At 58.3% G+C, this 15,139-nt stretch carries 10 protein-coding genes; 5 read left to right on the forward strand and 5 right to left on the reverse strand.

Features of this window, described 5'->3' with window-relative positions:
* Nucleotides 1-127: 127 nt before the first annotated feature.
* The 5 genes from ACGK9W_RS10510 to ACGK9W_RS10530 form a co-directional block, all read right to left on the reverse strand.
* Nucleotides 128-2,734, reverse strand: a complete 2,607-nt coding sequence (locus ACGK9W_RS10510; RefSeq protein ID WP_405420900.1) for a S8 family serine peptidase — start codon at nt 2,732-2,734, stop codon at nt 128-130.
* Nucleotides 2,735-2,893: 159 nt separating this feature from the next.
* Nucleotides 2,894-4,945 (reverse strand): TRAP transporter large permease subunit, encoded by a 2,052-nt coding sequence (locus ACGK9W_RS10515; protein WP_405420903.1) that lies wholly within the window; start codon nt 4,943-4,945, stop codon nt 2,894-2,896.
* A 15-nt stretch (nt 4,946-4,960) separates the two neighbouring features.
* Nucleotides 4,961-5,971: a putative solute-binding protein gene (locus tag ACGK9W_RS10520; RefSeq protein ID WP_405420906.1), complete on the reverse strand. Its 1,011-nt coding sequence runs from the start codon at nt 5,969-5,971 to the stop codon at nt 4,961-4,963.
* A gap of 58 nt (nt 5,972-6,029) precedes the next feature.
* Complete coding sequence (locus tag ACGK9W_RS10525; protein ID WP_405420908.1) at nt 6,030-7,094, reverse strand: hypothetical protein; 1,065 nt, start codon at nt 7,092-7,094, stop codon at nt 6,030-6,032.
* Nucleotides 7,095-7,298: 204 nt separating this feature from the next.
* On the reverse strand, nt 7,299-7,958 hold the full coding sequence (locus ACGK9W_RS10530) for a TetR/AcrR family transcriptional regulator (RefSeq protein WP_008174077.1): 660 nt from the start codon (nt 7,956-7,958) through the stop codon (nt 7,299-7,301).
* Nucleotides 7,959-8,064: 106 nt separating this feature from the next.
* On the opposite strand from ACGK9W_RS10530, the gene ACGK9W_RS10535 reads away from it, so the two are divergent.
* The 5 genes from ACGK9W_RS10535 (at nt 8,065) to ACGK9W_RS10555 (ending at nt 15,051) form a co-directional block, all read left to right on the forward strand.
* Complete coding sequence (locus ACGK9W_RS10535) at nt 8,065-9,861, forward strand: acyclic terpene utilization AtuA family protein (protein ID WP_008174075.1); 1,797 nt, start codon at nt 8,065-8,067, stop codon at nt 9,859-9,861.
* A gap of 150 nt (nt 9,862-10,011) precedes the next feature.
* Entirely contained in the window at nt 10,012-10,878 is an 867-nt protein-coding gene (locus ACGK9W_RS10540; protein WP_008174073.1) for an SDR family oxidoreductase, read from the forward strand.
* Nucleotides 10,879-10,888: 10 nt separating this feature from the next.
* Complete coding sequence (locus tag ACGK9W_RS10545) at nt 10,889-12,505, forward strand: acyl-CoA carboxylase subunit beta (RefSeq protein ID WP_104269891.1); 1,617 nt, start codon at nt 10,889-10,891, stop codon at nt 12,503-12,505.
* Nucleotides 12,506-13,046: 541 nt separating this feature from the next.
* Nucleotides 13,047-14,207, forward strand: a complete 1,161-nt coding sequence (locus ACGK9W_RS10550) for an acyl-CoA dehydrogenase family protein (RefSeq protein ID WP_062781787.1) — start codon at nt 13,047-13,049, stop codon at nt 14,205-14,207.
* A 22-nt stretch (nt 14,208-14,229) separates the two neighbouring features.
* Entirely contained in the window at nt 14,230-15,051 is an 822-nt protein-coding gene (locus ACGK9W_RS10555) for an enoyl-CoA hydratase/isomerase family protein (RefSeq protein WP_288365161.1), read from the forward strand.
* Nucleotides 15,052-15,139: the final 88 nt, after the last annotated feature.

Consider the following 15,139-nt stretch of genomic DNA (forward strand, 5'->3'; position numbering starts at 1 on the left):
AAACCACAATAAGGCGACTGGGTAATTTGGCGAGCCAATGGTGCCGGGGAGGCATTCCTTGCGGGAGATGTGCAAGCCGTCAGAATCAGAACCAGAAAAGCCGTTATCAACCCCGAATTCGATAAGCTCATCGCGTCGTTTTCCTCGTGTATTCGAGAGACTCTCTGCGCTCACCGGCTTCCAGCAGGCGATAACCGGAAAAGTCTGGTCGAGGCAGGATATCTGGAGTTGACGCTGAGATCGTCGGTCGCGAAAAGCTGGTGGTCATGATTACTTCCTCCAGCGACTGCCCTTCTTCAATGGTGATGATCTCTCGAAGCCCGGCTATCGGGTATTCCGCACAGGCCTCGCCTGGCTGGCAAATGATCCCGTCTCCATCGATATCGGTGCCCGCAACGAGGTAATAGGAGCCTGGTGAAACCTCGCTCAACCGTTTCGGTGCCACGCCATCATCCGACTCGAACCGGAACGTGTAATGCCCATTTTCCGGCTCAACCGCCAGTTGTGCCTCCGCCTCATAAAATCCGTCTACCGGGGTAGTGTTCACGAGGAGCACGAAATGGACCCCGGCAGTCCTCGCAAATTCATCTGAAAGTACTTGGGCTACTACGGGAATATCCAGAGACCGAAGCTCACTGCCAGCCTGGTAGTCAACACGTATCACATCGCGATAAGCCACGTTTTCTTCAATTGCCGAGTCAACCAGCGCAACATTCAGAGCGATTGTACTGTCGATGTCGCTGCGGATTACCGTAAACCAGGGAGGCGTATCCGAAATGCTGACGTTGCTGATGGCTCCGTTACCGATCTGATTCAGACGGACAATCTGTTCGCTCCCCGTTTCAGACCCCAGAATAACCTGGGATGGGGAGGGTGAAAGAATAGTGATATCACCACTCAGATTCGCCTGCAGCGCCCCGGAGGCATCAAGAATGCCAAAGCCAAGCTGGTCCGACCGGCTACCAGAGAAGTCGGTTAGCCCGCCGGACTCAAGCAGCGCTCTTAACCCCTCATAGTTCAACGAGCTATCCTGCGTCTTCAGCAAAGCAAGAACTCCCGAGACATGAGGTGCCGCCATGGAGGTGCCCTGGAGCCCGGTATAGCTGGCCTCAAAACCATTGGCACCTGCAACCGCACTGGTACTCCAGACTACATCTGCCCGCCCGTCGTTGTTGCCATCACGGCTGGCATCGCCGCCCGGTCCGGCAAGATCGATCCAGCTGCCAAAATTCGAATACGATGCCAATTGCCCCCCCGCATCCACCGAGCTGACCGCAAGCACATTGGGCGACGCGGCCGGGTATGAGGGTGAAGAAGTGGCCGAGTTGCCCGCGGCACCGACAAAAAGCATATCTCGTTCATTGACGCCGAATTCGATGGCTGCCTCCAATTGGGGAATTTCAGGCAAACCACCGAGGCTAAGATTTACCACCTGAGCTCTCGCGGCAACACCGTCAGTCTCCCCGGTGACCCACCGAATAGCATCAATCAGATCGTCCGAAGACCCGGTTCCGCCCTCGCCAAGCACCCTGACCGGCAGAATACGTCCTCCGAAAGCGACACCGCCGATGCCCTGGCCATTGAGCACAGCACCAATGGTGCCAGCCACGTGGGTGCCATGAAAGACACTGGCAGCAACGCTACTGCCCGGATCCTGGGGAAAATCATCACCGTCCACGAAATCACGGCCCGGGAGCACATTGTCTTCCAGGTCCGGATGCCAGCTTCGGCTCGCCGGATCAGGGCTAAAGAGCCCGCTATCCAGGACCGCCACCGAAACCCCGGCACCTCCGTCCGGTGCCAATTGCCAGGCTTCAGGACCGTTTATGAGATCGTAGTGCCATTGAAGACCATACAATTCCTCGCCAACTGGTGTGTTGGCGCTTGAAAACAGGTAATTGGGCGATACAGATGCGACATCGGTTCGCTTGCGTAACCGTCTGATCCAATCGAGGGTTTCGGTTTTCGTAGCCTCGGTACTGGCAGCCGCAGCTTTCAAAGGCATTTTGATCAGCCAGTCCTCGTTACCCAGATGCCGCCCTGGAGTGGCCGACTGACCGGATAGCCCCGGAGAGCCTGCACTGTTCATTCTGACAATAGCTTCTCCAGGCATGAACTCATGGGCCGGCCAATCGAGGCTGAACGAGCCAAGCTGTCCAGTTGACGCTTTCACCAGAACATAACGTGCTGGAAGACTGCCGGTGGCCTCGACCTCCAGCAGATAATCGTCTTCGGAAAAGCCATCGCCAAGCGTGACTTCGGCGGGATCTGACTCTCGGTCCGTTGTCGCCGAGGGCGGCATCCCGGATCCATCAAACAATGTGAGCGTGAGTTGGGGATTGCCCGCGCGGCTACCAAGACTGACCAATCGGACGACTTCACCGGGCGCAAGAGGCACTAAAAACTGATCAGAAGCGTCTGCACTGAAACTAAAGATTTGCCCGCTAATGGCCTCGTAACTGCCCGAATCACCACTGACATAGCCAGCAAGAACAAAGTTCAGTGGCAGAGACTGTGGACTGGTTGCCGGTTGCGCGCCAGACAAACCCAGCTCATCCATGGTGTCCTGATCTATTCGGCTACCGGCCTCAATATTTATTTGGCCCGCGAGCGGGCTGCCCGGTGCTACCGGCAAGGGTTCAGAACTGGCTTCACCGCCCCCACCTCCGCAGCCGGTCAAAAAGGCTATGCCGGCGGCCAACAGAAGGTGTCTGCAGCGATTTTGAATAATCATATGAATAGGAACCACCCAAAATTCACGATAAGTGAGAATAGCTTATAGTCACTTGCCGGCTGTGTCAGTGTCTGTTGAAACTACGTTTACTCTTGTATTCCAGACGCAAAAAGCCGCCTGGAGTTTCCCTCAGGCGGCCCTCTTTATCTCACTTCAACATTACAACGCGTAGAATAGCATCGGCACAAAGGCCACGAACAACAGTGTGGGGCCCATCACAGCCAGGGGCAGCAGCAACCGCTCATAGCGATGCCAGAAGGAACCTGTGCGCTCTGCCGCCAGTACTTCAGTCTCGCCCACCACTTGGCGGGTGAGCAGGTGGTTCAGCGCCACTGGCGGGCTCAGGTAACCGAGCTCAAATGCCACCAGACACACAATCCAGAAGTGAAGCGGATCAATACCCAGCTGGATCGCCGGCTGGGCAATGGTGGCTGAGACCAGGATCACCGCACCGAATGGGTCCATGACCATACCAATCACCGTGAGCATCACCACAATCACCAGCATGGCGACCCAGGGACTGGTTAAATCCTCCGGAAAGAGCGAATGAACAATATCCGAGCGCTCGAGGATACCCCCCAGACAAATGGAAAACCCGATCAGCGCAAGCAGTGCTCCAATATGAACCGCTGAATCGCTGGCCGCGGCGGAGCTTCGGTTCCAGAACGCCTGAGAGCGGGTGTGGCCCTGCGCCTCTCTGCTCCGGCCGGAATCCAGAAGGACCAGAGCCAGCATGACCAACGGCAGGATCAGCGGGGCGCTGTACTCGTTGAACTTCAATCCCAGAACAACCCAGATCGACAGGATGACCAGAGCAGCCACAACCACATAAGGCAGCAAGGCACGACTTTCCGAGAGAGCAGCACGGAACGCGCCCGGCGCCGGACGAGGCTTCCAGTTCCCCTGGGTCTTGCAGACAATCAGCGAAAACAGCGTTGCCGACATGATAAAGACCCAGAAGCCCCAGCTGTACATCTCTGTGGTGGTGACTTCTTTATTAAGCGCAGCCACGACAACAATCAGCAGGCAAGGATTCAGCACAACGCCCAGGCTGCCCGACATGGCGGTCGTTGCCAGGGACAGCTGCCGCCCTGCACCGGCACGGCGGAGTTCGTCATAAACAACGCCACCCACGGCCAGGATGAAAATGCCCGATGCGCCGGTGAACGCGGTCGGAAACGCAGTTGCGAAGATGATCACCGAGGCCAGCAGCGGTGCTGGCAGATTGAAGGGCTTGATAAGATTCAGCAGAAGCTCGGGAATCCTGGTCTGCTTCAGCATCATGCCCACCAGCACGTAAAGGCCGATGTTGATGAACATGGACGACAGGTTGGACATCATCCCGAAATAGATGGCCAGGCCCGAGGCGTAACCGTCTACCAGGAAGAAATAGCTCATGGCGATCAGGCCCATGGCACAGTAGAGCGGAATCACCAGACCGGACGAGGCGGAAAGCCCGCCGGAACGGATCCGTTCCGGAACGTTCAGGAACCGGACGGCGTTAATCACCATGAACAGGCCGAAGACCCCGCCCCAGGCATACTGCAGGTTCATGGTGTCTTCCGAACCCGGCGACGCGGCCAGTTTCCCAAGATAAGCGTTCAGCGACAGCACCATCAGGCCATTAACCACAAACTGCACACCCTGGCTCAACCGCCATTCGGCACGGTTGCGAGGCAGGCGAAGCGCAATGTGGTCGGTATCCAGTGCAGCGATTGCCGCAGCCATCGCGAACATTGCGATAAACAGGTACTTGGTAAGCTCAATGTTCTCAAGCAGGAAGTCCGCCAGCCCCTGCTCTACGGTCTTGAAGGCCCCGAGAGCTGGCGTGGCGTGCACCAGGTTCTGCTCATAGACATCGTATTGCTGCTGGCAGAGTTCCAGATTGCTCTGGAGGGATTTGCGAATGGCTTCCGGATTAGGCGGTGAACTGAAAAGGTCATCCGGGTCCGGCTTATAGTTCGCCACCCGGCGGGCAACCTCGGCGTCGATATCCATCTCCAGTTGGCACGTGGGCTCCGCGGCATCCGGATTCAGCAAATAGTAGTTTGGCCAGGCCTGTTCGCCGACCCAGAGCAGTCGGGAATGCAGGGAATTGCCCATCCCCAACAGCAACGTAAACAACAGCAAGAGCAGCAGGACGGCCCCGTATATCCGATGTACGGGATAGAGGGTCCTTGCAGCCGGAGCGGTAATTGCTCGCCAGTTCATGATGGTTCCGCCCTGTTATTCGCGGTTGGCCGCAGTACACTCGGCAGCAGCCGGGTTACTTGCACACCGGATCTTGCTGAGCAGACCCATCATTTTCGGGTGATACACATCCGGGGCGCCGTTCAGACCATCGCGCATTTCGATCCGGTTCTCCCGGAACATTTCCTGATAGCCGCGGATGTCTTTCTCAGGGATGCGTACCCATTTTTCCTCAGGAATGGCCGCTTCCTGGCCTTCGATCAGGCCCATAGCCTGCGGGAACATGTTCCAGGCAACTTCCCGGGCTTTCTGGGCGGTTTCGTCGCCTAGCACGTCATCACGGGCAACCATCTGAAGCGTCAGCTGTGCCAGCGGATAGTCCACCACCCCGCCGTTCTCGCCAATGCCCTTGTAGAGTTCCAGAGCTTCGTAAGCAAAAGCCGGCGCATAGGCGGTATCCACCGAACCGTTGTTGAACTTGCCGGCGAAGTTGGTGATGTCGGAGGGCACGACCGTGGCTTTGACGAAGTTCACCATATGAATGGCGTCTTTCTGGTAGTCCAGGGTTGCCATACGCTTGCCGGCCAGCTCGCCGGCGGTATCAATACTGCGATCGTTTACAAACAGATAGCCGGCACCGACAGGAATGATCCCGAGCACTTCGTACCCGTTATCCTTCATCAATGGCGCTGCTTTGGGCTGCGCCAGAGTGGCCAACAGGGTTTTCAGGTTGTCGTAGGTGGGAAGGGCTCCCACGGCGCTGATGCTGCCCGTGAACTTGTTGAATGGACGAATCCGGATGTCCGTGGCGGCAACCGCATCGCATTGCCCGGCATTAAAATCACCAATCGCCACACCTTCATCGGTGTAGGGTTTCAGCTGGAAATCCACGCCATGACCTTTCATCTCCAGGGCATAGTCTTTGACGAAATTGTAAAAGTCTCCATTGGCGCCGATGACATCGAACACACACATGGAGACAGACTGCGCCGATGCCAGAGGAGCGGCGGCGACAAGGGCCATGGCTGTCAGGGATTTGCGGATCATAACGACCTCCGGGTCATTCTTGTGTTTGTCAGTTTTCAGAGGATGTCGGCAACCTGGCTTACAGCAGGTCGTCCAGATTCATGGTTTCGACGTTGTCGGTTTGCCGCTCCGGGCTCATCCTGCCGAAGAAGGATTGCGGCGTCCGATAGCCGTAGTTGGCGGTCCAGTGTTTGTCAGAAGAAAAGCGAACCACGCCCGCCGCGACTTCATCCACCAGACGGTACTCGTCCCAGACCTCCATAGTTGCATCGGCCTCGGCGAAACTGGCGATGGCTTCCTCAAGCTTCTCCGGCCGGCCAAAGGTTTCGGCGGCGACAGCCTGGAGCGCGTGCGGAACCCGCATGCCTTTCTCAACGCCCAGCTCCCTGCTGTGTTCCAGCACCTGCCACGGATCCGGCGCCAGCGCCGGACGGGTATCCGGCAGCAGCAGCCAGACCAGGGCCCGGATGGCGTTTGGCATACCACCCCACTTTTCATTGTCCAGACAGGTAGCGGCACGCTCGGCCTGGGGAGCGATATTCCTGGGGACTCCGGCCATGGCGCCGGAATTGGCATCGTTTACGATTGCCTGCATACCGGTCAGCAAGCCCAGCAGGAAGGTGATTTCGTCCTGTTCGGTGAACAGAAAGGGGCACTCGAGGGGTTCAGCAGCGGGATCGAACTCGTAGGCGGCCATTGCTCGCTTAAAGGAGGCATACCGACGTTTCGCGGTCAGCGCATTCAATCGCTTTGCCACTTCCCTAGCGTCCTTTGCCGCTTCCACATCTCCCTCATAATCCGCTCTGAGATAGGCGAGCTCAGCCTCCCAGGCCTTGTACTCCGCACAATTGCCTGCCAGAAGCATCAACAGGGAGCCGGTGGTGTCAGGTGCATCGGTGACCCGCGAGAAGGAATAGAGCAGCGGATCCACGCCCTCGCCCAGCGCACACGCCATCTGGGTGTCGGACATCTGCAACACGTAGGGCGTGGCTTCGCCCTCCGAATAATTGGAGAGCACAACGCCGGTGGTGGTGTAGATGGGGTTGGCCGAGCAACCTGTGAGTATGGCAACGGCTGCCAGCGAGAGAGCCTTGAGGCGAGCCGCAAAGACATGCGGTCCGAGCTTTGCCAGAGAGGAGATCATATTTCACCCTGCATCACGTTGTTTTTGTTTGCCCGATCTGAACTCGGTTTTTGTCAACGGGTGCAAGAATGCGGTGAAAACTGTCCTACAAAAATGGCTCGAATGCCGATTTTGTTATGCCGATCGGGCCAATGGCCCGGAAGGAAAGGAATTTGCCAGAATATTATTGATATAAAACAATGACTTTTGAAAACGCCAATCCGCTTACAGAGCCATCATTGCCATTACCTGATCGGTCAGGCCATCCAGTGTCAGCCCTCCCCGCTCCGGTTTGTACCAGGTTACGGTCCAGCTGAGAGCGCCGGTCAACATCCTTCGAACAACGAAGGGATCCGCCTCCAGCGCGCCCTCGCGCTTCAATGATTCCAGCACATCCAGCCACAGTTTCTCGTAGATGTCCCGAAGTTCCAGCACTTCGCCCTGGGACGGGGCCGACAGACTCCGCCATTCAAATACCAGGACCGCCATCGCTTCGCCGGTCTGGCCATTGATAGATTCAAGTTCCGCGCGGATCAGTCCACGAAGCTTCTGCCTGCTGGTATCGGCGGCCTCCAGAGCCGCCTGCATGAGCGCGGTGTTCAGCCGGATGGTTTCTACCATCACTGCCTTGAGGATCTCTTCCTTGGTTCGAAAGTGGTGGAACAGGCTGCCGGACTGAATACCCACGGCAGCGGCAAGGTCACGAACTGTAGTGCGCTCGTAGCCTTTTTCCCGGAACAGCCGAGCCGCCTCAGTGAGCAGACGGCCGCGAGCGCCTTCGGGGTCTGACACAAGGTTTTCTGCGATCAGGGACTGGAGGATCTGGTTCTGGCTCACTACGGCTACTCGGTTGGCATAAGAGGCCTTTAATTCTACCTGAAACATGCCTGTTTACAAACCAAGCGCTTGCTTGGTATTGTCATCTCCATCGTGTGGCAAAACCGCCACCGCTCCCATTTTCAATCAGCAATCATTTACAGGGCACAGGAAGATGGCTGAATCCCCCAACACTGTTCGCATCGGATGCTCCGCCGCCTTCTGGGGCGACACGGAAACGGCTGCCGCGCAGCTGGTCCACAAGGGCAATATCGACTATCTGGTAGCCGATTATCTGGCCGAAATCACCATGTCGATCATGGCGGGCCAGAAAATGAAGGACCCATCCCAGGGGTATGCGCGGGATTTCGTACAGACGGTCATGGGCCCCTTGCTCGGTGACATCAAGGAAAAGGGCATTCGGGTGCTGGCCAACGCCGGCGGCGTCAACCCGGTGGCCTGTCGTGACGCCCTTCAGGCTCTCTGTGAAAAAGCCGGCGTGGACATGAAGATCGCCCTGGTTCTGGGCGACGACCTTCTGATGAAAAAGAAAAATCTCGCAGATATGGGCGTCAAGGAGATGGGTTCCGGCCAACCGATGCCCGCAATGATGGTCAGCCTGAATGCCTATCTGGGAGCGCCAGGTCTGGTTGCGGCTCTGGAACAGGGCGCGGACATCGTTATTACCGGCCGGGTGGCAGACAGTGCCCTGGTATTGGCACCGCTGGTGCACGAGTTCGGCTGGAGCTGGCAAGACTACGACAAACTGGCGCAGGGCAGCCTGGCCGGGCATCTGCTCGAGTGCGGTGCCCAGGCCACCGGCGGCAACTTCACCGACTGGGAAGCGGTAGCTGGCGGCTACGCCAACATGGGATTCCCGATAGCCGAAGTGAGTGCCAACGGCGACTTTTTTATCACCAAGCCCGAAGACACCGGCGGGCTGGTTAGTCGTGGCACAGTTGCGGAACAGCTGGTCTACGAAATCGGTGACCCAAGGGCCTACCTGCTGCCTGACGTTACCTGCGATTTCACAGGTGTAGAGCTGGAGGAAACCGGTAAAGACCGTGTACAGGTGCGGGGCGCACGGGGGCTACCACCCACCGACAGTTACAAGGTATCGGGCACCTGGCCGGATGGTTTCAAGTGCACGGTTACCTTCCTGCTGGCAGGCATGAATGCCAGGGCCAAGGCCCAGACTGTCGCACAGGCCATTCTGGCCAAGACCTCACGCATGTTCAGCGAACGTGGCCTGCCTGATTACAGCGAAACCAGTATTGAGCTTCTGGGTACGGAAACGACCTACGGTGCTCATGGCCGTGGCGAGGATTGCCGCGAAGTAGTGGTCAAGATCAGCACCGCCCATCCCAAGAAAGAGGCCCTTGTACTGTTTTCCCGCGAGATTGCCCAGGCAGCCACGGGGATGGCACCGGGAATCACCGGGATTGTGGGTGGCCGGCCGACCGTGTGGCCGAAGATCCGGTTGTATTCATGCCTGGTGCCGAAAACGGAAGTTGATGTGTCCGTGGATCTGGGCGGCGAGCGGCAAACCGTTGGAGTCGAAACCAGCGGCGGTTTCGATAACAGCGACCTCCAGCCCCAGTCGTTCACACACGAGACAGACGAAACGGACACCACTGTGCCGCTGGTGAAGCTTGCCTGGGCCCGCAGCGGTGACAAGGGCGACCACACCAACATTGGCGTGATCGCCCGCAAACCGGAATTTCTGCCGTTCATTGAAACCGCGCTGACGGAAGCGGCGGTTGCGGACTGGATGGCCCATACCCTGAATCCGGAAACCGGCCGGGTGACCCGCTGGGCCATGCCCGGGCTGAAGGCCATCAATTTCCTGCTGGAGCACAGCCTTGGCGGCGGTGGCGTGGCCAGCCTGCGGATTGATCCACAAGGGAAGGCGTTTGCGCAGCAGCTATTGGAGTTTCCGGTGCCTGTTCCTTCTGGTCTGGTTAAAGATTGATTTATTGGTGCATGCACTCTGGTTGATAGCGCGTTCCGGGACACGCCGTGAATACATCCATGTAGGCTTGATCGCAGCATCCTTGCTGCTCACAGTCCCGAAACGCGCTACCAACCAGAGCGCCCGAACTTTGAAAGGGTCTTCGTTACTATGAGCTATCAGTCTGTGTTTCATCCCGACTTGTTTAAGGGCCAGGTGTATATTGTTACCGGCGGCGGTTCTGGTATTGGCCGGTGTACGGCCCATGAACTCGCTGCCCTGGGCGCACGGGTTGCCCTGGTCGGCCGCAAGGCCGAGAAAGTGGAATCTGTGAAAGCAGAGATCACCGAGGACGGCGGCATTGCGTCCGCCCATGTCTGTGATATCCGTGAAGAGGACTCGGTCAAGGCCACGGTGAAGGCGATCATTGCCGAACACGGAGGCCTGAATGGTTTGGTGAACAATGCCGGCGGGCAGTTCCAGGCGCCGCTGACCGGGATCAACCAGAAGGGCTGGGAGACGGTGGTTCGAACCAATCTGACCGGCGGCTTCCTGATGGCACGGGAATCCTACACCCAGGCGCTGTCAAAAACCGGGGGCGCTATTGTAAATATCGTGGCCGATATGTGGGGTGGTATGCCCGGCATGGGACACTCCGGCGCCGCCAGGGCCGGCATGGTGAACTTTACCCAGACAGCCGCCGTTGAGTGGGGCGCGTCCGGGGTTCGTGTAAACGCAGTCGCTCCGGGCTGGATTGCCTCCAGTGGCATGGATAACTACCCCGAACACATGAAGCAGTGGATTCGCAGCCTTGGTGATAACGTCCCGATCAAACGCATGGGCACCGAATCCGAAGTCAGCTCGGCCATCTGTTTTTTACTCAGCCCTGGCGCAGCGTTTATCAGCGGGGATTGTCTGCGGATCGACGGCGGTGCGTCACAGGGAGGTCGGGTCTGGCCGCTACCGAAAGCCAAGAACAACGAACCCTACAACGGCTTTCACCGGGCCATCACCCCGAAAGTTCTGAGCGACGACTAAGGAGCCGACCATGCAGGTACTTGAATCCACGGTAAGCTCCACGTCCGAGGACTTCCGCACCAACGCCGAAGCCATGGACGCCCACATCACCACGTTCCGGGACGTTGAGCAAAAGGTTCTGGATTTGGCGGAAGCCGCCCGGGAGAAGTTCATCAAACGGGGCAAGCTGCTCCCGAGGGACCGTATTAACCGGTTGCTGGACCGCGGCACGCCCTTTCTGGAACTCTGCTCCCTGGCAGGCTACAAGATGCACGACGACAAGGACGGCAGCCTCGCCGGCGGCGGGATCATCGCCGGCATAGGTTATGTGAGCGGCATCCGCTGTCTGGTGGTGGCCAGCAATAGCGCCATCAAAGGCGGCACCATTACCCCTGCCGGCCTGGACAAAACGCTGCGCCTGCAGCAGATCGCCATGGAAAACAAGCTTCCGGTCGTATCCCTTTCCGAGAGCGGCGGCGCCAACCTGAACTACGCCACCGATATTTTCGTGCTCGGCGCCCGGGGCTTTGCCAATCAGGCGCGGATGTCCGCGGCCGGCATTCCTCAGGTCACCGTTGTCCACGGCAACGCCACCGCCGGAGGCGCCTATCAGCCGGGTCTGTCCGACTACGTGATCGTGGTGCGCGAGCAAGCCAAGATGTTCCTGGCCGGCCCACCACTGCTGAAGGCAGCAACCGGCGAAGTTGCCACCGATGAGGAACTTGGCGGCGCGGAGATGCATGCGACCGTGGCAGGAACGGCAGAGTACCTGGCCGAAGACGACGCCGACGGCATCCGCCAGGCCAGAAACATCCTCGAAGCCCTGCCCTGGAACGAGCAGCTGCCACCCCGGCGCGAACTTCAATGGGAGGAACCGCTCTACCCGGCCGAGGAGCTGTTGGGTGTCATCCCGGCGGATTCCAAAAAGCCCTACGATGTGCGCGAAATCCTCGCCCGCATTGCCGACGGTTCAAAGTTCATGGACTTCAAAAACGAGTTCGACGACCAGACCGTCTGCGGCACCATCCGAATTGAAGGTCATTCAGTCGGCATCATCGGCAACAACGGCCCGATCACCCCGGCTGGATCCGCCAAGGCCGCCCAGTTCATCCAGCTCTGCGACCAGGCCGGAACGCCCCTTTTGTTCCTGCATAACACCACCGGTTTCATGGTGGGTACTCACTCAGAGCAGAACGGCATCATCAAACACGGCTCGAAAATGATCCAGGCTGTGGCCAACTGTCGGGTGCCAAAGGTCGCAATTGTCATCGGCGGTTCCTATGGTGCAGGTAACTATGCCATGTGCGGCCGTGGCCTGGATCCGAGGTTCATCTTTGCCTGGCCCAACAGCCGAACCGCAGTTATGGGGCCGGCGCAGGCAGGAAAGGTGATGCGTATCGTGGCTGAAGACAAGCAGCGCCGCGGCGGCATGGAGCCGGATCCGAAGACACTGGATTTTCTGGAGCAGGCCACGGCGAAGAAACTGGAGGAAGGCTCAACGGCGCTGTTCGGAACGGCCAGATTGTGGGATGACGGGTTGATTGACCCGCGGGATACGCGGCGCGTTCTGGCCCTAGTTCTGGACGTTTGCCGGGAAGCCGAGGCTCGGCAGTTGCGGCCCAATACCTTTGGTGTGGCCCGCCTTTAGGCTTTCTGGGTTTGGTGGGGCCCGCCTATTGGTCTTCGGAATGAGCTGCAGGAACCGATTGGGCCCCTCTGTCCAAAAAACGCTACGAGCACATCCATGTGCGCTTGGCGCCGGCCATCCTTGGCCGTCGACATTTTTGGACAGAGGGGCCCAACCGATTCTTCAGGATTCGGAGTTAACGCCTTCAGTGAGAGCGCTTTTCAGAAGTATGCGAGAAACAAACGTAGGTCGGATTAGCCAAAGGCGTAATCCGACAAAAAAAGCCAGGCCACCCCGCCAATCTGTCGGGTTACGCCTTTGGCTAACCCGACCTACAAAAACAACAAAACTGCCAGCAGGCAGCAAACAGTTTGCAAACATAAGCGGCTGTGTGGGATCGGTTTCAGAAAATGTCGGCGGCCATGGATGGCCGACGCCAAGCGCACATGGATGTGCTCGTAGCGGTTTTCTGAAACCGATCCCACACAGCCGCGTCCCAAGCTAAAGAACGTGCACCAACACCGAGAAGGCACGGACTCTCTACCAGCAGGAGAACAGGAACGTGAAATTCACAGCCGAACACGAAGCCCTTCGAAAAACCGTCCGCGATTTCGTCGAGAAGGAAATCAATCCCCACTGCGACGAATGGGAAGCCGCCGGGGAATTCCCGATTCATGAACTGTTCAAAAAGCTCGGAAACCTCGGCATCCTGGGTATCCAGAAGCCCGAAGAATACGGCGGTATGGGGCTGGATTACAGCTACAACCTGGTGGCTGCGGAAGAGCTTGGCATGGCCCATTGTGGTGGTGTGCCGCTGGCCATCGGGGTCCAGACCGATATGTGTACCCCGGCCATTTCCCGGTTTGGATCTGATGAACTGAAACGCAGTTTCCTCGCGCCGGCCATTGCCGGCGACATGGTGGGATGTATTGGCGTCAGTGAAGTTGGCGCAGGTTCTGATGTAGCGGGAATGAAAACCACTGCCAAGAAAGACGGTGACGACTACATCATCAACGGCTCCAAGATGTGGATTACCAACAGCCCCAAATCCGACTTCATCTGCTTGCTGGCCAACACCTCGGACGACAAGCCCCACAAGAACAAGTCTTTGATCATCGTGCCCACGAAAACGCCGGGCATCTCCTTCAGCCCGCACCTGAACAAGCTCGGCATGCGCTCTTCCGAAACCGCCCAGATCTTTTTTGACGACGTCCGTGTGCCCCAGCGCTACAGGATCGGCGCCGAGGGCACCGGTTTCATGATGCAGATGCTGCAGTTCCAGGAGGAGCGAATCTGGGGTGCGGCGAACGTGATCAAGGCGCTGGAAAACTGCATCACCAAGACCATCGAGTACTGTCGCGAGCGGAAGACCTTCGGCCAGCCGCTGATCGACAACCAGGTAATCCACTTCCGCCTGGCCGAACTGCAAACCGAAGTCGAGGCCCTGCGCGCCCTCACCTACCAGGCCTGCGAGCTGCACGTTGAAGGCAAGGATGTCACCCGCCTGGCCTCCATGGCCAAACTCAAGGCCGGACGTCTTGGGCGTGAGGTTACAGATAGCTGCCTGCAGTACTGGGGCGGTAACGGTTACATGTGGGACAACCCGATTTCCCGGGCACACCGGGATGTTCGACTGGTCTCCATCGGCGGTGGTGCCGACGAAATCATGCTGGGAATTATCTGCAAGATGATGGGCACCCTTCCGGGCAAGAAGCGCGACTAACAAACGGACGGTGGAGTCACTTATGGACCAGGTACCGCATTGCGAAACACTGCTTCTGGAAAAACAGGGCCCAACCCTGTTTATCACCATCAACCGACCGGACGTGCGCAACGCCATGAGCCTCGAGATGGTGGCGGAACTGTCCGCGGTGTTCACCCAGATTGAAAACGACCTGCACATTCGCGCCGTCGTCATCCGGGGCGTCGGTGGGCACTTCTGCGCCGGTGGTGATATCAAAGACATGGCCGGAGCCCGCGGCCAGAAAGCGGTCGAGGGTGAGGCGGACCCGTTCTATCGTCTGAACCGCGCTTTCGGTCAGATGATTCAACAGGTCAACGAATCCTCGAAAGTGGTCATCGCGATCACCGAAGGCGCCGTCATGGGCGGTGGATTCGGTTTGGCCTGCGTTTCCGACGTCGCCATCGCCGGGCCGAGCGCCAAGTTCGGCATGCCGGAAACCTCCCTCGGCGTGATTCCAGCCCAGATTGCGCCGTTTGTGGTTGAACGAATCGGCCTCACTCAGGCCCGGCGGCTGGCCCTGCTCGGTTTGAGAATCGATGCGAACGAAGCATGCAGTCTTGGCATCGTTCACCAGGCGGCTTCTTCAGAGGATGAACTGGAAGAGATGCTGACAAGCGCTCTGGATCGTGTCCGCCACTGCGCACCGGTTGCCACGGCAGAAACCAAAGCGTTGCTACACAGGGTTGGCCATGAACCCATGAGCGGTTTGCTGGACAGCGCGGCTGAAAAATTTGCGGAAGCCATCCGGGGAAGCGAAGGAACGGAGGGCACCATGGCCTTCATGCAAAAACGTCCACCAGCCTGGGCAAGCGAATCGGACTGATGCGGAGCGAGGGTGAGTGCCGTCTGGCTTCCAGAAAATGTCGGCGGCCATGGATGGCCGACGCCAAGCGCACATGGATGTGCTCGTA

It is taken from the genome of Marinobacter flavimaris (assembly GCF_045057155.1).
Taxonomy (GTDB): Bacteria; Pseudomonadota; Gammaproteobacteria; order Pseudomonadales; family Oleiphilaceae; genus Marinobacter; species Marinobacter manganoxydans.

What these genes read in the sequence shown, in the direction of transcription:
- ACGK9W_RS10510 (WP_405420900.1), bottom strand. Translation starts at nt 2,734, where the DNA reads ATGATTATTCAAAATCGCTGCAGACACCTTCTGTTGGCCGCCGGCATA.
- ACGK9W_RS10515 (WP_405420903.1), bottom strand. Translation starts at nt 4,945, where the DNA reads ATGAACTGGCGAGCAATTACCGCTCCGGCTGCAAGGACCCTCTATCCC.
- ACGK9W_RS10520 (WP_405420906.1), bottom strand. Translation starts at nt 5,971, where the DNA reads ATGATCCGCAAATCCCTGACAGCCATGGCCCTTGTCGCCGCCGCTCCT.
- ACGK9W_RS10525 (WP_405420908.1), bottom strand. Translation starts at nt 7,094, where the DNA reads ATGATCTCCTCTCTGGCAAAGCTCGGACCGCATGTCTTTGCGGCTCGC.
- ACGK9W_RS10530 (WP_008174077.1), bottom strand. Translation starts at nt 7,958, where the DNA reads ATGTTTCAGGTAGAATTAAAGGCCTCTTATGCCAACCGAGTAGCCGTA.
- ACGK9W_RS10535 (WP_008174075.1), top strand. Translation starts at nt 8,065, where the DNA reads ATGGCTGAATCCCCCAACACTGTTCGCATCGGATGCTCCGCCGCCTTC.
- ACGK9W_RS10540 (WP_008174073.1), top strand. Translation starts at nt 10,012, where the DNA reads ATGAGCTATCAGTCTGTGTTTCATCCCGACTTGTTTAAGGGCCAGGTG.
- ACGK9W_RS10545 (WP_104269891.1), top strand. Translation starts at nt 10,889, where the DNA reads ATGCAGGTACTTGAATCCACGGTAAGCTCCACGTCCGAGGACTTCCGC.
- ACGK9W_RS10555 (WP_288365161.1), top strand. Translation starts at nt 14,230, where the DNA reads ATGGACCAGGTACCGCATTGCGAAACACTGCTTCTGGAAAAACAGGGC.